Annotated in this window: 14 protein-coding genes; 3 read left to right on the top strand and 11 right to left on the bottom strand. The window is 63.7% G+C overall.

The features are described 5' to 3' along the window. The first annotated feature begins 170 nt into the window (after positions 1–170). The gene (locus tag CK620_RS08830) at positions 171–584 is read left to right on the top strand and encodes a hypothetical protein (protein ID WP_095542918.1); all 414 of its coding nucleotides are present in this window, start codon (positions 171–173) and stop codon (positions 582–584) included. A 170-nt stretch (positions 585–754) separates the two neighbouring features. Here CK620_RS08830 and CK620_RS08825 read toward each other — a convergent pair whose 3' ends face one another. The 11 genes from CK620_RS08825 to CK620_RS08775 all read right to left on the bottom strand — a co-directional run bounded on the left by CK620_RS08825 (position 755) and on the right by CK620_RS08775 (position 13,084). Continuing rightward, positions 755–1,336 carry a YceI family protein gene (locus CK620_RS08825; protein ID WP_095542917.1) on the bottom strand — a complete coding sequence of 194 codons (582 nt, stop codon included), beginning with the start codon at positions 1,334–1,336 and terminating at the stop codon, positions 755–757. 183 nt (positions 1,337–1,519) lie between these two features. Beyond that, the gene (locus CK620_RS08820; RefSeq protein WP_095550000.1) at positions 1,520–2,089 is read right to left on the bottom strand and encodes a YceI family protein; all 570 of its coding nucleotides are present in this window, start codon (positions 2,087–2,089) and stop codon (positions 1,520–1,522) included. Between the two features lie 85 nt (positions 2,090–2,174). Beyond that, positions 2,175–2,735, bottom strand: coding sequence for a cytochrome b (locus tag CK620_RS08815; RefSeq protein WP_095549999.1), 561 nt, complete (start codon positions 2,733–2,735; stop codon positions 2,175–2,177). Between the two features lie 317 nt (positions 2,736–3,052). After that, positions 3,053–3,991, bottom strand: coding sequence for an SAM-dependent methyltransferase TehB (gene tehB / locus CK620_RS08810; protein WP_095549998.1), 939 nt, complete (start codon positions 3,989–3,991; stop codon positions 3,053–3,055). Positions 3,992–4,104: 113 nt separating this feature from the next. Then, positions 4,105–4,938, bottom strand: a complete 834-nt coding sequence (locus CK620_RS08805) for a metal ABC transporter permease (RefSeq protein ID WP_095549997.1) — start codon at positions 4,936–4,938, stop codon at positions 4,105–4,107. Further along, positions 4,935–5,828, bottom strand: a complete 894-nt coding sequence (locus CK620_RS08800; protein WP_275250706.1) for a metal ABC transporter permease — start codon at positions 5,826–5,828, stop codon at positions 4,935–4,937. Before CK620_RS08800 ends, CK620_RS08805 begins: the two co-directional genes overlap by 4 nt. Further along, on the bottom strand, positions 5,825–6,799 hold the full coding sequence (locus CK620_RS08795; protein WP_238946077.1) for a manganese/iron ABC transporter ATP-binding protein: 975 nt from the start codon (positions 6,797–6,799) through the stop codon (positions 5,825–5,827). Before CK620_RS08795 ends, CK620_RS08800 begins: the two co-directional genes overlap by 4 nt. Continuing rightward, on the bottom strand, positions 6,796–7,767 hold the full coding sequence (locus CK620_RS08790) for a metal ABC transporter substrate-binding protein (RefSeq protein ID WP_179290609.1): 972 nt from the start codon (positions 7,765–7,767) through the stop codon (positions 6,796–6,798). The genes CK620_RS08795 and CK620_RS08790 overlap by 4 nt, the downstream gene beginning before the upstream one ends. A gap of 209 nt (positions 7,768–7,976) precedes the next feature. Then, positions 7,977–8,483, bottom strand: a complete 507-nt coding sequence (locus tag CK620_RS08785) for an acetone carboxylase subunit gamma (protein WP_095549996.1) — start codon at positions 8,481–8,483, stop codon at positions 7,977–7,979. A gap of 90 nt (positions 8,484–8,573) precedes the next feature. Beyond that, a complete protein-coding gene (locus CK620_RS08780; RefSeq protein WP_095542911.1) occupies positions 8,574–10,892 on the bottom strand; it encodes a hydantoinase B/oxoprolinase family protein in 2,319 nt (772 codons plus the stop codon). A gap of 38 nt (positions 10,893–10,930) precedes the next feature. Beyond that, entirely contained in the window at positions 10,931–13,084 is a 2,154-nt protein-coding gene (locus CK620_RS08775) for a hydantoinase/oxoprolinase family protein (RefSeq protein ID WP_095549995.1), read from the bottom strand. A gap of 508 nt (positions 13,085–13,592) precedes the next feature. Between CK620_RS08775 and CK620_RS08770 the strand changes: the two genes are divergently transcribed. Together CK620_RS08770 and CK620_RS08765 are read left to right on the top strand one after the other, a co-directional pair. Next, a complete protein-coding gene (locus tag CK620_RS08770) occupies positions 13,593–15,644 on the top strand; it encodes a sigma-54-dependent Fis family transcriptional regulator (protein WP_179290608.1) in 2,052 nt (683 codons plus the stop codon). A gap of 336 nt (positions 15,645–15,980) precedes the next feature. After that, the gene (locus tag CK620_RS08765) at positions 15,981–18,752 is read left to right on the top strand and encodes an IPTL-CTERM sorting domain-containing protein (protein ID WP_179290607.1); all 2,772 of its coding nucleotides are present in this window, start codon (positions 15,981–15,983) and stop codon (positions 18,750–18,752) included. Positions 18,753–18,838: the final 86 nt, after the last annotated feature.

Below are 18,838 nucleotides of genomic sequence, written 5' to 3'. Positions count from 1 at the left end.
GTCAGCGAAGGACTGCATTGGTTTGCAGATCTTGTTGCAGGGGGCGATGGTTGCGGCTCTGGCGTATCAGGAAGTGGGATGCTTGCACACAGTGTGATGCAGGCATCCAGAGTCAGTCCGAGAGCCTATGCAGAGATTGCTGGCAGGCTCCGGTGAAAGGATGCGCTGTCATGTTGTACCTGGGAATTGATGCGGCCGATGCAGGCCTGGACTGTTGCGCCGTACAGCATTTGCCTGACCAAGCCGAGCAACATCCCAAAGCGGTGAGTGGCCAAGTGCGCGGGGCTGATCACTTGCTGGGCTGGTTGCGACAAAACTGGCCTGCCATGGCTTTCAGCAAAATGCATGTGACCCTGTCGGGTGAAGCCAGAGCCAATGAGGCTTTGGAGTTGGCTTTGCGTGTCGTGGGTGTGCGTGTGGCGCGTGTCGATCAACAAAAGGCCCGTTTGTTTGCTCGAACGGTGCTGGGCATCCGTTGCCAAAGAGAGCGCATCGATAGCCATGTGCTGGCGTTGTATGGCCTGCACACACAGGCTTGGCGGGCGGCCCTGAGCATGCCTGCATCTGCCCCGCTCGCAGCTTGATGCGCAGAGCCCATGTCAAGGGCTATAGATAAAAAAGCAGCTGCGCGATTGGGCGCGGCTGCTTTTAAGCGCCTGTCCTCAAAATTCTCGCGTCGCACATCCCGCCAGGGGTGAACGCATTTGCGGCGAATTTGAGGACAGTCTCTAGATAAGAACGCCGCAAGGGGGCGTTATTGCGCTTTGGCGGCCTCGATCTGAATGACGATCTTCACTTCCTTGGCGGCGCCGTGTTGGATGGCGTAATCCATGCCCCAGCGGGAGCGGTCGATGGTCAGCTCAAAGTCTCCGCCGCAGGTTTCGCGGCCTTGCAGCATGCGGTTGGCATAGCAGTTGAATTTTTCCGCCTCGATGGTCACGGGATGCGTCTGGCCCAGCAGGGTGAGCTGACCATGGATTTCGTCGATTTTCCCGTCTTCGAAGACGAAGCGTTCACTGACGAAACGCGCTGTGGCGAATTTCTCGGCGTTGAAAATGTCGGCCGATTGCAGGTGCTTGTCAAAGCCAGGAGTGCCTGTGCTGATGGAGCTCATGTCGACGCTGATGTCGGCCTGGCCGGTCTTGGCGTCGCGATCAAATTCGATGCTGCCTTGCACTTTGTCGAAGCGACCGCGATTGGTGGAGGTGCCGTTGTGGTCGATCTCAAAAGTCACGAAGGTGTGGCTGGGGTCGATGGTGTAGCTGGCAGCCTGAGCCGGCGCTGTCACGGACAGCATGGCCGCAGCACTGGCTGCTGCAAGTGTGATGAAACGCATAGGAATCTCCTCTGTTGGGGGTAAAAAAACAGTAATGTAGGGGCTGCTGGTAATCGGTGCTGCCGTGGTGTTTTCAGGCAAAACGCAGCAACTGGGCTTTGCCTCAGAACGCCACTTCGCCAAGGGGCGATGCCAACACTTGCCCGTATGTGCATAGGCCGCCTGCGGCTGCAGGCTTGATGCTTATTGGGCAGAGGCCAGGCCTTGGATGGCCAGCTGAAATTGCACGCGAACGGGATTGGCGACTAGGGAGGTGTCGCTCCATTCCCCTGAGCCGACTTGATAGGGCAGACGCTCGATGGTGAAGTTGCCCCGGGCCACGGAATGGCCGTTGGCTGCCTCCAGGCGCACTGGCACTTGCACAGGGTGGCTGACGTTTTTGATGGTCAGCGTGCCATTGGCTTGGTATTCGTTCTTTCCGGTCGACTGCAGTTGATTGAGTACGAAGCTGGCTTTGGGGAATGCGGCGGTGTTGAACCAGGCGGGCTTGCGCATCTCTTCATCGGTTTGGGCATTGCCCAGCGTGGCGCTGCCGGTGTCCACATCAAGGCGCAGGCGGCTTGCGGGCAAGTCGTCGAGCTTGAGTGCGATGTCGCCTTCAAAGGCTTTGAAATGCCCGGTCACGGGCACTCCCAATTGCTCGAAAGTGAATTCGATGCGGCTGTGTTGGGCCAGCAGGCTTTGCTGCGCCCAGGCGGCAGGCGCGAGGCTGCAGCCCAGTGCCACGGCGGCCAGTGCAAGGGTTTTGGTCATATGGTGAACTCCTGTGGAAAAGACGTTGTATTGGAAATGTCGTGTCTTGCGGCAGGCTGCAGTGACCTGCGCCACACGGCCATTTTCAGGAAGAGGCTTTGCCCGGCCACATGCGCCTTAGCAGGCCATCTCGGTCAATGAATTGGTGCTTGAGGGCTGCCAGGATGTGAAGGCTGGCCAGGCCGATCAGTGCAAACGCCGACCATTGATGCCATGGCTTGATGCGCTGCGCCAACTGCGGGTCTGCTGCAATCCAGTCGGGCAGCGGCAGTTGGCCGAACAACACGATGGGAAAGCCCGCCGCAGAGCTATAGGCCCAGCCCAGCAAGGGCACGGCAAAAAACAGCACATAAAGGGAGTGGTGCACAGCATGGTGGGCGAACTGCTGCCAGCCAGGCATGTGGCGCAGCATGGCGGGCGGCAACGCTGGAGGGCGTCGCAGCAAGCGCACCAGCAAGCGCAAGGCCGCCAGCAAAAGAATCACTATGCCGGCCCATTTGTGCCAATTGATGAGTTTGAGCTTCTGTGGCGAGAAGGGCAGTTGGACCATGTACAGCCCAAGGCCAAATACAGCAATGATGGACACTGCCATCAACCAGTGCAGCCATATGGCGGGGCGGGAATATCGTGTGGGATCAGGGGGCATGGTGGGGGAGAGAGTGCGCGTTGGGGCAACGCAGTCGCAGTGTTTGTAATAAAGCCTGTCAGAGAGCAGCTCTGGGACGGCGGTTGATTCGGTAGATTGAGCAAAGTTCCGACCTTGTTGTGATGGCAGGGCCGTGTCCAGCGTTGCTAAGAACTTATACACAATCTCGGCGGGGCGACTTGCGGCGGCTTGGGCGGAATACAAAAAGTTGCAAAGGCCCGCCGGACTTGATGGCCGGTGGGCCTTTGCAAGGCTGCAGGTTGCTCCCAAAGCTTCTGGGTGACTCAGCAGAGAGTTTGAACAGGCCCTAAACGCTCTCAAGCATCATGTTTGTGTTCAGCGGCTCCTGCTGTGGGCGGGTCGTTCGGCTTGCGCGCCAGCAGGGTAGCAAAGCGCATGGCAATGGGCTGGCCGTTGGCATCGGTCTTGTGCAGATGACCCAAGTCTTCGTTGTACTTGAGCAGCTGCCAGCCGGCGTAGTGGGCGCGCAGCTCACCAGCGCGAAAGGTGAAGGGAAATGGCTGTGTGCAGGGATAGTCGGCGCTGTCCATGGCGCAGACGATGAGGTGGTAACCCCCTGGGGCCGTGGCAGCCTGCATCTGAGCCAGTAGCGCAGGCACGGCCTGTGGCTGCAGGAACATCAGCACCACGGTGCAGAGCACGAGGTCGTACTGGCCAGCGCGGTCGATCAGCGATTGGCTGGCGGCCTGGTTCAGATCGATATGTTGCCATTGCAATTGAGCCTGCAGGCCTTCTTCGCGGGCCAGCGCGGCCAGTTGCTGCAGCGCCTCGGCGTCGTGGTCCAGCGCCTGCACCTGCAGGCCTTGTAAGGCCAGGTACAGGCTGTTGCGCCCCCGGCCGCAGCCCACATCCAGGGCGCGCGCCTGCGCGGGCAATTGCAGCTGCCCAAAGGCTTCGATCAGCTCCGAATGGGTGCGGGTGAGCCGGTGCTTCTTGGCGAAATAGTCCTCGCGCGTGCAGAGAAAGCGCAGTTGGCAGCGCACATCGGCGCTGGCTGCGACGATGCGGTGCCATTGCTGTGGCGCAATCAGCGGCGGCTGCTGTTGTGGCGTGAATGTGAAGCTCTGCAGCTCCTCGCCGCTGGCGCTGGTCAGGGCAAAGTCCAGTGAGCCTTGCAGCACTTGCAGCTGCGCCCAGGTGCCCTCCTTGGTGTTGTGGTTGCGCATGAAGCCCGTGGGAATGGTGCTGTGTGTCCATTCAGGCATGGTTTTGTAGACGATCAGGTCTGGTGTCATGGCATGAGGCACAAGGGCGGCGGCACTCGTGTCTGGGTGTGGCAGAGAGGTATGGGAGATGCGCGCAGGGCTTGAGGTCTCTTGGAAGCCTGCGTGCATGCATGGACAGGCTCTCAGGCTCGCTGCTTGCGCCCACCCCGCCAGGCTGAAAAGCCCAGCGCAATGAGGAAGAAGATTCCCAGCAAAAGCACGATGGTAGGCGCAGGGGCGCTGTCGAGCAAGAAGCTCAGGTACACGCCCAGCAGCGCGGCCGTAACGGCGATGACGCAGGCCAGCAGCAACATGCGGCCAAAGGTGCGCACCAACAGCAAGGCAGTGGCGCCTGGCGCGATCAGCAGCGCAATGGCCAGCACCAGCCCCACGGCTTTGAGGCTGGCCACCACCGCCAGCGAGACGGCCATCAGCAGGCTGTAGTGCAGCAGCGTGCAACGCAGACCCATGGTGTGCGCCTGAACTGGATCGAAGGCATGCAGCAGCAGGTCGCGCCATTTCAGTGCCATCCAAGCGCTGATGCCCAGGGCAATAGCGGCCGCCTGCCACAGGTCGGCAGGCAGTACGCCCAGCGGGTCGCCAAACAGGATGTGCTCCAGGTGCACGTTGCTGCGCACCCAGCCGTGCAGCAGCAGCCCCAGCGCGAACAGGCCGGAGAACACCACACCCATGACCGTGTCCTGCTTGATGCGGCTGTTGCGGTGTACGTAGCCCGTGGCGGCGGCGCAGAACAGCCCGGCGGCAAAAGCGCCGGCGGCCAGCGGCAGGCCCAGCAGGTAGGCCAAGACCACGCCTGGAAACACGGCATGGGCAATGGCATCGCCCAGCAGCGCCCAGCCCTTGACGACCAGCAGACAGGACAGCAGCGCCGTGGGCACGGCGACGATGGTCGCAATCAGCAGTGCCTGGCGCATGAAGTCGAACTGCAGCGGCTGCAGTAACTGCTCCAAAGTCATGGCTGCCCCCCTTGTAGCGCATTGGGCGGCGGATGCTGCCTGCGTTGCCGGGCGGCCAGCAGGCTGTGCTTGGGCGCAAAGACGAAGGCGAGCAAGAACAGGCTCGTTTGCAGCAGCACGATGACGGCGCCGGTAGCGCCGTCGAGGAAGTAGCTGGCATAGGCCCCGGCCAGGCTGCTGCCAGCGCCCAGCGCCACGGCGATGGCGATGACGCGGCCGAAGCGGTCGCTGAGCAGGTAGGCCGTGGCGCCGGGGGTGACGATCAGCGCGATCACCAGCAGCGCCCCTACGGCCTGCATGGCGGCCACACTGCTGGCGGCCAGCAGCGCGAAGAACAGCAGCTTGAGCGGCCCCGGGCGCAGGCCCACGCTGCGCGCATGGCCCTCGTCGAAGAACAGCAGCATCCAGTCCTTCCACTTGAGCAGCAGCACCAGCAGCGTGACGCAGCCGATGAGCAGAATCTGCACGGTATCGCCCCAGGTGATGGCCAGCACATTGCCCAGCGCAATGCTTTGCAGATCCACGCGGCTGGGCCAGAGCGAGATCATGAACAGCCCCAGGCCGAAGAACAGTGTGAAGACCAGGCCGATGACCACGTCCTCCTTGAGGGCTGTGCGCTGGCGCAGCAGCACCATGGCGCCAGCGGCCAGCGCGCCGGAAAAGAACGCCCCCAGTGAAAAAGGCAGGCCCAGCAGATAGGCGCCGGCCACGCCGGGCACGATGGCGTGCGAAAGCGCGTCGCCGATCAGCGACCAGCCCTTGAGCATCAGAAAGCAGGACAAAAAGGCGCAGACCGCACCGATCAGCGTCGTGACCAGCATGGCGTTTCGCATATAGGCGTAGCCAAAGGGCTCGAGCAGCAGTGGCAGCAGACCGGCAGCGTCGCTCATGGCTGCGGCTCCTGGGCCTTGGCCTGGCTTTCGCCGCCGGGCTGGGGCCTGCCGCGCACGCTGGAGCGGCCGTCGAGCAGCACCAGCGGGCGCTCGTCATCGGTCATGATGCCGACCACGGCGCCTTTGCCGCTGCCGTGCGCCTGCGGCAGATCGAAATGGCGCAACAAGCCGCCAAAGGCGCGCGCCAGGTTGTCATGGGTGAAAACCTCGGCCGTGGGGCCTGAGGCCAGCACCGTGCCTTTGACGAGCACGGTGCGGTCGCAGAACTCGGGCACGCTGCCCAGGTTGTGCGTGGACACCAGCATCACCCGGCCCTCGCGCTGCAGCGTGCGCAGCAGCGCAATGATGGCCTCTTCGGTTTTGACATCCACGCCGGTGAAGGGCTCGTCCAGCAGGATGACGCGCGCCTGTTGGGCCAGTGCCCTAGCCAGGAAGACGCGCTTTTTTTGCCCGCCGGAGAGCTCGCCGATCTGACGCTTGCGCTGTGCCAACAGATCCACGCGCGCAAGTGCCTCATGCACTGCGGCGCGGTCGGCGGAGCTGGGGCGGCGCAAAAAGCCCATGTGGCCGTAGCGGCCCATCATGACCACGTCCTCGACCAGTACCGGGAAGTTCCAATCCAGCTCCTCGCTTTGCGGCACGTAGGCAATGAGGTTGCGGCGCAGCGCCTGCTGCACCGGCATGCCCAGCACCCGCACCTGGCCTTGCGCCGGGCGCAGAAAGCCCATGATGGCCTTGAACAGCGTGGATTTGCCGCTGCCGTTGACGCCCACCAGCGCGGTGATGCTGCCGGTGGGGGTCTCGAAGCTGGCATCGTGCAGTGCTGTGGTGCCGTTGCGGTAGGTGATGCGCAGCCCATGCACGGCAATGCCGCTACCAGGCGCGGCAGCGGCGGCCGGCGCAGCCGCTACAACGGTTGCAACGGTTGCAGTCTCGGCGGCAGGCATGGGCTGGCGTTGCGCGCTCACGGCGTCAGGCCCTTGGCAATGGTTTCACTGGTCACGCGCAGCAGATCCAGGTAAGTGGGCACCGGGCCGTCGGCCTCGGTCAGCGAATCCACGTACAGCACGCCGCCGTAGTGGATGCCGGCCTCGCGCGCCACCTGCTGCGCAGGGGCTGGGGAGATGGTGCTCTCGCTGAAGATGGCAGGGATCTTGTGCTCGCGCACGGCGTCGATGACGCGGCGCACCTGCTGTGGCGTGCCCTGCTGATCGGCGTTGATGGGCCAAAGGTACAGCTCGCGCAGACCGAAATCGCGCGCCAGATAGCTGAACGCGCCTTCGCTGCTGACCAGCCAGCGGCGTTCTTGAGGCAGCTGCTCCAGCGTGCTGCGGATCGGGGCGATGGCCGCCTCGATGCGCTGTTTGTAGGCTTGGGCATTGGCCGTGTAAGTGGCGGCATGGGCCGGGTCGTGCTGCACCAGCGCATCGCGGATGTTGTCCACATAGACCATGGCTGCCGCTGGCGACATCCAGGCGTGCGGGTTGGGCTTGCCAGCGTACGGGCCCTGGGCGATGTCGATCGGCGTCACGCCCTTGGAGACGACGGCGCTGGGCACGCCATCGAGGCGCTGGTAGAAGCGCTCGAACCAGGACTCCAGGTTCAGCCCGTTCCACAGAATCAGCTGCGCGCCTTGGGCCCGCACCAGATCGCCCGGTGTGGGCTGATAACCGTGGATTTCCGCGCCTGGCTTGGTGATGGATTCGACCGTGGCCGCATCGCCAGCGACGTTGCGGGCCATGTCGGCAATGATGGTGAAGGTGGTGACGACCTTGAGCTTCTTGCCTGGCGTTGCCGCCGATTGCGCCAGCGCGACGCTGTTGGCGCACAGGCAGCTCAGCAACAGGGCAGCCAGCAGCCAGGGCATGCGGCGCAGGCGCTGCAACAGGCCATGCAGGCCACGGGGCAAGACAGGGAGAGCAAGGGGTTCAGACATGGGCAGCTCTTGAGAAAGGGGTGGACAAACAAGCGCACAACGGCGCTGTGCATGGCTGGCTTGTGGCTGGCTGTGGCACTGTATAGCCAGTGCTAATCCATTCTAATATAGCTGCCGCTATACCGCTTGAGGCTGCCGCGCGGCATGGGCAGCGGGCACATGCAGAAGCGGCGAGGCAGGACATGGCCTGCCTCGCTTGCGCTCACGCCTTAAGGGTTGCTGCACTCAGGCACGGGCAGGCCCAGGGTTTCGGAGTAGAAGGCTTCGATGTCGGGCTCGAAGTCGTGGATCACCGGGTACCACGGTGTGGGCGCTTCCACGTCCAGCAGTGCGCCACTCTTGGGGCAGTAGTACTCGCGGATAACCTGCCAGCCCTGCGTGGGCGACATGAGCTTGGGGTAGAGCTCATCGAGTTTGTCTTGCGTATCGCGCACGTAGACCACGGCGTGCAGCTTCCAGTTCTCCTTCCAGTCGCAGAACACGTGGCCGGCCTCGGATTTGATGACCCAACGGTTGCTGCCTTTTTCCTGCACGACGTAGAGCTTGGGGCCCAGCGGCAGGATGATTTTGTCGTCCCACTCCACCCGCTCCTGCAGGATGGAGATGTAGGTCTCAAAGCGCTCCGGGTCTTTGGGGGTGGACTGCATCTGGTGCAGGGTGTCGCGGTCGATGGTGCCGTCGATGAGGTCGGCAATTTTGGCGCGTTCGTATGCCATGTTGGTCTCCTGTCTTTTTCCAATTGATGGGGTTGGATGGGCTGCCGCCCCGAATAGGGCAGCAGCGGCCTCTTGCGCATGGGGCGAGGCTTATTCCTCCACGAATTGCACGATGTGCACGTCCGGCAGTTCGGAGATGTCCATGTGGTGTGTGGAGCCGTAGTGCGGGATGCCGATGTCCTCCTCGCGCAGCTGCCAGTCCTTGGGCAGATCCCAGAACTTGCGGAACGACTCCTCAAAGCGCGGGCCGAGCTTGAAGGACGAGGCATACATCTGCTGCACTTGCGTGCCTGCATCCTTGGCGAGGATTTTTTCGCGCTCGGTTTTCATCCACTCGCGCGTGGGCACGGCGCGCGCCAGGCGCTGCTTGAGGATGTCCTTGCGCTTGGCTTGGGTGGCTTTTTCGTCGCAGCTCCAGGTGCCGTCGGCGTTTTCCTTGGCGATCACGCCGTAGATGCTCTCGGCAAAGCGCGGCAGGATGTAGCCGCCTTCCAGATCGGCCACCACCGCCTGCGGGTCACGGTCCAGCGGGTCGCCAAAGCCTGGGCCGCCTTTCATGGTGTTCAGGTACAGGTCGTAGTCCTTGAACATGGCCTCGGTGGTGATGGCTTGCTTGTCGCGCTTGACCTTGGCGCCGGGGATGAGCTTTTCATAGCTGCGCTCGCCCGGATCGATGTCGCCGCCCAGCGGGATGGGCTTGCCATCGGCAATGATTTGCTTGAGGCCGGTGTCATGCGCCTCGAAACGGTAGCCCGATGCGGCCGGAAAGCCCCCCATCAGGCCCCAGTCGCTGCTCATGTTGCCATTGCCCATGAAGAACATCGTCCAGTCCTTGGCATTCCAGACCAGGCGCAGGCTCTCCCAGCCGCAGCCGCCGCGGTACTTGCCGGAACCACCCGATGAAGCCTTGATCTGGCGGCCCAGATAGACCAGCGGCTCGGCCAGCTCCCAGATCTCCATGTCGCCCATATCGCCTTCCGGGTTCCAGATGGCGGCGGCGTGGCTCAGGCCATCGGCGTAGGCCGAGGCGCCAATGCCGTTGGCCGCGCACTCGAAGCTGTTGACGGCGTGGATTTCGTTGTACTGGTTGAAGCCCCCGCCCTGCAGCCAGTTGGAGGTGTTGGCGTTGCCGGCGTTGACTTCTTCCAGGTAGCCACGGCTGAAGTACGAACGCGACAGGCCGCGCCACAGCGAGGTCCAGGTCGAGACCAGGAAGTGCCAGGCATACGAAAACGCCACGCGCCGGTCGTCAGGGTTCATCCAGGTGCCCTTGGGCAGACGGAACTCGGTGCCGTAGGCCGCTCCGTCGTTGATCATCTCTGACGGAATCAGCGTCTGCGTCATCATCACCCAGATGCCTGAGGTGAAGCTGACCTGATGGGCGTTGTAGGTGTGCCAGCCCCAGCGGCTGGAGCCTTCGAAGTCCAGCCGCCAAGTGCCATCGGCGCGGATGGTCATCTCCGAGGGCGAGTGCATGATGGTGTCTACCTTGGCGAAGTCCGAGGGCACGCGCACATCCTCGTGGTTGTAGGGCACGTCCACGAAGCCGACCTGGCGATAGGTGCCGGGCACCGTCATGGCCTTGATGCGGTTTTGCAGGCTGATGCGGCCGTGCTCGACCGCCTCGTAGGCAAACTTCCAGTAGTTCTCGATGCCTTCCTGTTCGATCACTTCCTCGACCAGCTTGCGGATCATGTGGCAGCCGGCCACGCGGGTGCGCTCATCCAGCATCCAGTAGCGCGTGGTGCGCACCATCCGCTGGCTCTCGTGCAGCCAATCGCGGAACAGCTCGTCGTTGGCGCCGATCTTGCGGCAGGTGATCGAATAGCCGTCACCGAAGCGCTGCACCTGGCCGGTGGACATCGAGCCGGGTCCCACCGAACCCGTGTCGATCACGTGCGTCACACCGCCAACCCAACCCACCAGCTCGCCCTCCCAGAAGATGGGCACGATCGTGTGGATGTCGCAGGGGTGGACGTTGCCGATCAGCGAATCGTTGTTGCAGAAGATGTCCTTGTCCTGGATGCCTGGGTTGGACTCCCAGTCGTTCTCGATCATGTACTTGATGGCCGCGCCCATGGTGCCCACGTGGATGATGATGCCCGTGGAGGTCAGCAGCGAATCGCCAGCGGCGTTGTAGAGCGTAAAGCACAGCTCGCCTTCCTGCTCCACGATGGGCGAAGCCGCAATCTTCTTGGCCGTCTCGCGCGCATCGACCACGCCAGCGCGCAGGCGCGAGAACAGCTTGTTGTAGAGGATGGGCTCCTTGTCGCGCAGGCTCATTTGCTCCAGCCCGGCGTAATGGCCGGTCTTGCGGGTGGCGGCCATGATGCGGTCGCGGTGCTGTTTGAGGGTTTCGCCGCCGCGCACGATGCCGCGCATCGCTTCATTGGGTTTGATCTTTGTCATGGTGAAAACTCCTTGTCGAATGCGGTCCAGATGCGGGTTCAGACTTCCTTGAGGTGGAACAGGCGGTGGCCGTCCAGCCAGGTCTCGAAGCCATCGGGCACCACGAAGGTGGTGGCGTCGGACTCGATCACCGCCGGGCCGGTGATGCGGTTGCCGGGCTTGAGCGATTCCATCTTGTAGAGCTGCGCATCCACCCACTTCTTCTTGCGATAGAACTTGCGCGTGCCCAGGTAGGCGCTCTTCTCGGGAATCTCGCTGCCCAGCTCCTCCTTGGGGATGCGCGGCTTGGGAATGGGCACGGTGCCGCGCATGATGGCGCCGGTGACCGAGTAGCCCAGCTCGGGCGAGCGCGCCGACTCCGAATACACGCGGCCATAGGTGTCGTTGAAGGCTTCCTCCAGCGCCAGCCAATCGTTCTCGGTGGCGGCCTTCTTGATGGGCGACTCGATCTCCAGGTCGTTGAGCTGGCCGCGGTACTGCATGCGGTAGCCGGGCGTGAGCTCGACCTGATCGGGCGTGTAGCCGTTGAGCTTGAACTCTTCGAGCACGCGCTCGGTCAGCTCGGCCCAGGCATCCTGCAAGGTCTTGGCCGCTGCAATGCGTTCGGCCTCGCTGGCGTCGGTGGCCAGGTTGATGTCCAGGCTCTTGTCGTAGCGGTACTCGAAATCGGCCGCCGCGCAGCCAAAGGCCGAGAAGCCAGCCGCCCAGGCCGGCACGATCACGTCCTCGAAGCCCAGCCCCTCGGTGTAGCCATAGGTGTGCACCGGGCCTGCGCCGCCGTAGGAGAAGCACACGAAGCTGCCCGGGTTGTAGCCCTTGCCCGAAATCATCGAGCGCAGGTAATCGCGCAGCTCCGCGTCGAGCAGCTCGATCACGCCGGCGGCCGCGTCCTCCACGCTCAGGCCCAGCGGGTCGGCCAGCTGCTTCTTGATGGCGTCATAGGCGCGCTGCTTGTCCAGCTTCAGCGCCCCGCCCAGGAAGTTGTCCGGGTTCAGATAGCCCAGCACCATGTGGCAGTCCGACACGGTGATGGTGTCGATGCCGCTGTCGGCCCAGCACACGCCCACTCGGTAGCCGGCCGAATCGGGCCCCAGCTTGATGGCCTTGGTGTAGGGGTCGATGCGGATGAAGCTGCCCGCGCCCGCGCCCACCGAGTCCATGGCCACCAGCGGCAGCGACAGCACCAGGCGCGCCATGTCCGGGTCGTTCTTGATGGTCATCTCGCCTTGCGTGATCAGCGCCACGTCGAACGAGGTGCCGCCAATGTCCGAGCAGGCGATGTTCTTGTAGCCCAGCACCTCGCCCAGGTACTTGGCGCCAATCACGCCGCCGATCGGGCCAGAGACGATGGTGCGCGCCAGCTCCTTGGCCTTCCAGGAAATCGTGCCGCCGTGCGTGGCCATGACGCGGAAATCGAACTTCGAGCCCTTGTCCTTGAAGGCGGTGGTGATCTTGTTGAGCGTCTGGCGCGAAGGCTCGGCCGCGAACGCCTCCAGGATGGTGGTGTTGGTGCGGTGCGACTCCTTGCGCACCGGGTAGTAGTCGGTGGAGGCGAACACCGGAATGTTCTTGCCGCTTTTCTTCACCTCCTCCTGCACGATGTCGCGCACGCGCCGCTCGTGCGCGGGGTTCTTGTACGAGTGCAGCAGGCTGATGACGATGCCCTGCACCTCCTGCTCGATCAGCTCCTTGGCGGCCTTGCGGGCGCTGTCTTCATCGAGCGGGATCACCACCGTGCCGAACATGTCCACGCGCTCGACCACGCCGCGCGTCAGGCGCCGGGGCACCAGCGGCTCGTCGTAGTAGTGCGTGTTCAGGTGCAGCCTGTCCTCATAGGCAAATCCCAGGTAGGCCTGCACGGCGCGGCCCATGCGGTGAAAGTCCTCACACCCCGCATTGACGATCAGCCCGGTCTTCAGCCCCTTGCGCTGCACCACGCGGTTGAGCATGGCCGTGCCCGAGTACACGCCTGTCTGCAACTGCGGCAGCGCATTCTCCAGCTGCATGCCCCACAGCCCCAGCGCGTCGATGCTGGACTCGATCAGCCCGCGCGCCTCGTTGTCCGGCGTGCTCTGGGCCTTGCCCACGACGAACTCGCCCTTGCTGTCGACGAAAAAGGTATCGGTCATGGTGCCGCCGGCGTCGATGCCCAGCACCTGCACCTGCCGTGATGGATTGGCGGTTTTGCTCATGTTGTCTCCTGATAGCGAAGTGGTGGAGCGCACCAGGCCCGGGCCTGGCGCCACCTGCCGCAGCCAGACAGGCCGCTGGCAGATCGTTGGCCGTTGGCGCGGCCCTCCTTGCGGAACGCGCGGCGCCTGCGGCTGCGGTTGAACCTGCAAGCGCTGTGCCACCCGCTGCGCGGCTCAGGGAAAGTCCCAGGCCCTCCCAATGGCGGGCAGGGCGCGCAGATTGGCCCGAGGCGTGGCTGGGGATGTCTTGCTGTACGGATTTCGCCAGACAGCTGTCCGGTTTCCGAACACTTTCGTCAGCCGGGCCGGCGTCGGCCGACAGGTGAAAACCCCATTGCCCGCGCGCAGCCCGCTGGGCAGACTGATGGGCCAAGAGAGGCAAAGGCGGCCGCGGCAGGCCGCCAAAAAAGCCAGACACGGTGAGGGCGCACGCAGGCCATGCATCCGCTACAGCGGCCTGTGCGCTCAGCTTCCAGCGCCAAAGCCGTGTTCTGAGCGGGAGAACCCTATGCACAACCCCCAGACCAGCGTGCGCTCGGCGTGGGAAGACTTCATGAGCGATGGCCCCATCAGCACGGCAGTGCGCCCCGTGGTGCTGGCGTCGTGGAAGCGTTCGCGCGCACAGCAGGCTCCAGTGCAATCGGCCCGCACCCAGGTACTGGATCTGCAGGCCAGGCGCGCGCTTTCATTGCAAAGTGCGGAACTGCTGCGCGTGGCCGACCCGGTGCTCAAGCAAGCGCAGAAATGGCTGGCCAGCAGCCAGTCCATGCTCATCCTCTCTGACATGCAAGGGGCAGTGTTGCGCGCCACCGGTGACAGCCGAACCTTGCTGCAGGGGCAGGAGATCGGCCTGCAACAAGGCGGCTGCTGGCGTGAGCGCGACATCGGCACCAATGCCATCGGCACGGCGCTGGCCGTCAATGCGCCAGTGCGCATCCATGCCTTTGAGCACTTCTGCCAGCACGTGCAGCCTTGGAGTTGCGCCGCAGCGCCAGTGCGCGACCCCGATGGCGGGCGTTTGCTGGGCGTGGTCGATATCTCCAGCGCAGCCAGCTTCGCCAATGAGAACAGCCTGGCTTATGCCACCGTGCTGGCGCAGCAAATCCATGGCCAATTGCGCCAGCTGCGCCAAGAGCAGCACCAGTGCATCCTGCAGCACCTGCTTGATCAACTGATGCATTGGCAGGGCCGTACCATCGTCGCGTTTGATCATCTGGGCCAGCTCATCCACAGCAATGCGCCGCATGCACTGCGCGACACGCCCATGCAAGCGCAGCTGGCCGCCGATGCCCAGGGGCGGCTGGCGCTTTTGGCGCGTACCCCGCCTGCGCAATGGCTGTTGGCATTGCACACACTCTGGCCCGAGGCGCATTGGCACATCGTGCACAGCGGGCATGAGCCCATTGGCGTCTGGGCTGCGCTGCCCCAGCGCCTGCGCCGCATTCAGCCGCCGGGCTTGCAGGAAGCTGCCGCGCCAGAGGCAGAGTCCGCCGCCGGCGCTGTTGCATTGCAGCCCAGCGTCGCAGCCCCCGCTGTGCGCTGCGCCCCAGCAAGCTGGCAGCGCCCGCCAGCCTTCGATGCCCTGGTGGGCCACAGTGCAGCGCTGCGCCGCGCCATTGAGCAGGCCGTGCAAATCGCCCAGGCCGGCCTGCCGGTGCTGATCGAAGGCGAGACAGGCGCCGGCAAAGAGCTGTTCGCCCAGGCCATCCACGCTGCCAGCCGGGGCGAGCAATCGCCCTTCGTGCCCGTCAACTGTGGCGGCTTGCCGCAGGAGCTGATCGGCAGCGAAATCTTTGGCTACGAGCGCGGCGCCTTCACCGGCGCTGCGCCCACGGGCCGCGCTGGCAAACTCGAAGCGGCCCATGGCGGCACGCTGTGCCTGGACGAAATCGGCGAAATGCCACTGAACCTGCAGCCCTACTTGCTGCGCGTGTTGGAAGACCGTCAGGTTTGGCGCATTGGCAGTCACAGCGGCCGCGCCGTGGACGTGCAACTCATTGCCATGACCAACCGCGACTTGGAGACGCAAATCCAGGCTGGACACTTCCGCCAGGATCTGTTCTACCGCATTGCCGTCACGCGCCTGCGCATTCCGCCTTTGCGCGAACGCGCCGAGGACATCCCCGCGTTGGTAGCCCATTTCGCACAGCGCTGCGCTGAAAAAACTGGGCGCACACTGCCACAGTTCACGCCTGTGGCCCTGCAGCAGCTACAGACTTGGAGCTGGCCCGGCAACATCCGCCAGCTGCGCAACACGGTGGAAAACCTGCTGCTTTGCAGCCCGCAGCAGGGCTGCAGCGGCTGGATCGACGCCGCCGATTTGCGCTGTGAGCCGGGGCTGGCGTCAGCCTGGCCCGCTCGTGCGGACGCGCAGGGCCAGGCCATACTCGGCGCACCCCATGGCGGCCCGGCCGCTGCGCCGCCAGACGATCTGCAAACTCTGGAGATACAGACCATGCAGCGCGTCATCGCCCAATGCCAAGGCAATCTCTCGGCTGCAGCGCGCCAGCTGGGCATTGCGCGCTCCACGCTCTACAGCCGCTTGCGCAAACTGCGCTGATCAGCCTGCATCAGCACCACGAAAATAATCGTGCCTTTCTAAAACAAATACTTGCACAACAAACTGAATTGCGATTCTAGAAATACAATCGGTGTCCGAACGTATCTAAGAGCCTGTTCAAAATCTTTGCACGGCGGTCAAGAGAGCGGATTTGGGCAGCTCTGCTGCGCCCGCAAAGCCTCGCCATAGCCCCAGCTATGGCTGCGTTTTGCGCCTTGCAGCCCACCCCAAACCGCTTTTTGCCCACTCGCGCCGAGATTTTGAACAGGCTCTAAGGCACTGCACAACGTGCAGTGCCATCTGTTTGCAACTTGCATTTTTATGAGGAGAGCAGCCATGCCTTTTGCCGAAACATCAGAACCTACAGGGCAGCGGCCCATGCACTGGCACTGGGGCGCTGCCCTGGCCTTGCTGGGCGTGGCGGGCGCTGTGCAGGCACAAACGCCGCCGCTGAGCATTGATGAAACCTTTCGCAATGCAACAGCGCCCGACTGGAACCTGCTGGGGCCTGTTGGAGGCAATGCGTCCGACCCCGCCGTGCTGACGGCCGCACCTGGCGGCATAGATGCGCCAGGCGAAGGCTGGTTGCGCCTGACCAAGGCGGCGCAGGCGCAAGCAGGAACGGCGTTGTACAAACAAGCATTCAGCTCCAGCAAAGGCGTGGATGTGAGCTTCCAGTACGCCACCTGGGGCACGAACAGTGGTGTTGGCGGGGACGGCTTCACCTTCTACCTGATCGACGGCGCAGAGGCTGACCCGGTGGTCGGCGCTCGCGGCGGCAGCCTGGGCTATTCCTGGGGAAATTACGGGGCAGGGGTCAAAAGCGGTTACGTCGGCATTGGCTTTGACGAATACGGCAACTTCTCCCATCCCACATATGGTGTTTGTGAGGTGGGGCCGAATGTGACGGCATGTGAGCGCCTGCAGCATCGGGTTGCTGTGCGCGGCTCCGGGCACCTGAAGGGCTTTGCGCCTGGCGATGCGCAGGACCAAACCACCGGCTTCAAGCTGCTGCACAACAAGATGCCGACGATGCCGCCGCCCGATACGACGATCTTCACGGGCAACCGCGATGGCGCCAAAAACGTGCGCATCGTCATCACGCCAGCCCCAGAGGTCAAGCTGACGGTCATCCTCGAAGGGCAGACCATCGTCGATCAGTTGCCGCTGACCCAAGCCAATGGCAACCCCGTCGATGGCATGGCTGCTTTGCCAGCCACCTTCAAAATGGGCTTTAGCTCCAGCACCGGCGGGGCCATCAACCACCATGAAATCCGCAACCTGACGGTGCGCCAGGCGCAGCTGGAGGCAACGCCCGACAGCTACAGCACGCCCCACGGGCAAGCCCTGAACGTGGCTGCCGACGCCCCCAATGCCCTGGGCGCCAACGACTTGGGCATCATGCCTGGGGCCGTGTACTCGCTGCAGGGCCAGGCAACCGGTGGCACTGCCACCGTCAATGCCGATGGCAGCTTCCGCTTTGAGCCTGCGGCCGATTTTGTTGGCGAAGCCAGCTTCACCTACCAGGTCTGCAACCAGCCAGCCACCAACCCGGCCAACTGCAAGACGGCCTTGGCTACCGTCATCGTGGGCCCCAATGCACAGCCGGACGAAGCCACAACCACAATGGGCCAGCCAGCCAACGGCAACCTGAAGGACAACGACACAGTGCCAGCTGGCGCGACCTACAAGCTCAGGATTGTCCCGCACGCGGCGCAGGGCATAGCCACGGTCAATGCCGATGGCACCTACACCTTCACGCCGGCGGCAGGCTTCTCTGGCAATGCCAGCTTCACCTACGAAGTGTGCTCTGGCCCTGGCGGCACAGCGCCCTGTGCGGAGGCCACAGTGAACGTCAAGGTCAATCCCAAGGCGACAGCCGACAGCTACAGCACGACGCTGAACACCGCGCTGCCCGCCGATGCATCGCGCAACCTGGGCGCCAACGACGACAAGCCGAACAACGCCAAGTTTTCGTTGGTGTCCGGCAGCGCCACGAATGGCACGGCCACGGTCGAGCCGGATGGCACATTCAGCTTTACGCCTGCGCAGGGATTCGTCGGTGATGCCACCTTCAGCTACAAGGTCTGCAACGAGGCAGGCACGCATTGCAGCGAAGACACGACTGTGACGGTGAAAGTTGGCGCTACAGCACCACAAGTGGCGGACGACAGTGCCACAACCACGGTGGGTCAGCCAGCCAACGGCAACCTGAAGGACAACGACACAGTGCCAGCTGGCGCGACCTACAAGCTCAAGACCGCCCCGAATGCGGCGCAGGGCACGGCCACGGTCAATGCCGATGGCACCTACACCTTCACGCCGGCGGCAGGTTTCTCTGGCGATGCCAGCTTCACCTACGAAGTGTGCTCTGGCCCTGGCGGCACAGCGCCCTGTGCGCAGGCCACGGTGACCATCAAGGTCAATCCCAAGGCCACTGCCGACAGCTACAGCACGGCGCCGAACGCCGAGCTGCCCGCCGATGCATCGCGCAACCTGGGCGCCAACGACGATAAGCCGAACAACGCCAAGTTCTCGCTGGTGCCCGGCAGCGCCACGAACGGCACGGCCACCGTCAACCCGGATGGCACTTTCAGCTTCAAGCCGGATCAGGACTTCGTCGGTGATGCCACCTTCAGCTACAAGGTCTGCAACGAGGCGGGCACGCATTGCAGTGCAGACACGACCGTGACCATCAAGGTGTCAAGCGCCCCTGTCGCCCAGGCCGACGAGTTCACGGTGGCTCCGGGGCAGCCCATCCAGGGCGATGTCAAAGGCAATGATGTTGTTCCGGCCGGCGCTGTGTTCTCGCTGGTGCCCGGCACGCCCGTGCCTGACCCTGCAACCCAGGGCACACTGGTCTTCAACAACGATGGCACCTTCACCTTCACGCCGGTGCAAGGCTTCACAGGCACGGTGGACTTCGAGTACCAGATGTGCGCCGGCCCAGGCGGCACCGCCCCCTGCGTGCGCGCCTCGGTGCGCTTGAATGTGCAGGCCATTGTGTTGCCTTCGACTGTGCCTGTGCCGGCACTCAACCTCTGGTCGCTGCTGGGCCTGAGCGCACTGCTGGGTGTGTTTGGCCTGCGCCGCCGCCAGCGCCAGTGATGGCGATGCAAGCCTGATCGGCGGCCGCGCCCTTGGTGGCGCGGCTCCGTCCAGACATGAAAAAACCCGCCGGATTTTGCCGGCGG

Origin of the sequence: Vandammella animalimorsus, from assembly GCF_002285285.1 — a bacterium.
GTDB lineage: Bacteria > Pseudomonadota > Gammaproteobacteria > Burkholderiales > Burkholderiaceae_C > Lampropedia > Lampropedia animalimorsus.
This window is presented reverse-complemented; position numbering and strand designations above follow the sequence as displayed.

Excerpts from the sequence above, each read along its gene's own strand:
- CK620_RS08770 (WP_179290608.1), top strand. The coding sequence starts at position 13,593 with ATGCACAACCCCCAGACCAGCGTGCGCTCGGCGTGGGAAGACTTCATG.
- CK620_RS08825 (WP_095542917.1), bottom strand. The coding sequence starts at position 1,336 with ATGCGTTTCATCACACTTGCAGCAGCCAGTGCTGCGGCCATGCTGTCC.
- CK620_RS08800 (WP_275250706.1), bottom strand. The coding sequence starts at position 5,828 with ATGAGCGACGCTGCCGGTCTGCTGCCACTGCTGCTCGAGCCCTTTGGC.
- CK620_RS08765 (WP_179290607.1), top strand. The coding sequence starts at position 15,981 with ATGCCTTTTGCCGAAACATCAGAACCTACAGGGCAGCGGCCCATGCAC.
- tehB (WP_095549998.1), bottom strand. The coding sequence starts at position 3,991 with ATGACACCAGACCTGATCGTCTACAAAACCATGCCTGAATGGACACAC.
- CK620_RS08790 (WP_179290609.1), bottom strand. The coding sequence starts at position 7,767 with ATGTCTGAACCCCTTGCTCTCCCTGTCTTGCCCCGTGGCCTGCATGGC.
- CK620_RS08780 (WP_095542911.1), bottom strand. The coding sequence starts at position 10,892 with ATGACAAAGATCAAACCCAATGAAGCGATGCGCGGCATCGTGCGCGGC.
- CK620_RS08830 (WP_095542918.1), top strand. The coding sequence starts at position 171 with ATGTTGTACCTGGGAATTGATGCGGCCGATGCAGGCCTGGACTGTTGC.
- CK620_RS08815 (WP_095549999.1), bottom strand. The coding sequence starts at position 2,735 with ATGCCCCCTGATCCCACACGATATTCCCGCCCCGCCATATGGCTGCAC.
- CK620_RS08805 (WP_095549997.1), bottom strand. The coding sequence starts at position 4,938 with ATGACTTTGGAGCAGTTACTGCAGCCGCTGCAGTTCGACTTCATGCGC.
- CK620_RS08820 (WP_095550000.1), bottom strand. The coding sequence starts at position 2,089 with ATGACCAAAACCCTTGCACTGGCCGCCGTGGCACTGGGCTGCAGCCTC.
- CK620_RS08785 (WP_095549996.1), bottom strand. The coding sequence starts at position 8,483 with ATGGCATACGAACGCGCCAAAATTGCCGACCTCATCGACGGCACCATC.
- CK620_RS08775 (WP_095549995.1), bottom strand. The coding sequence starts at position 13,084 with ATGAGCAAAACCGCCAATCCATCACGGCAGGTGCAGGTGCTGGGCATC.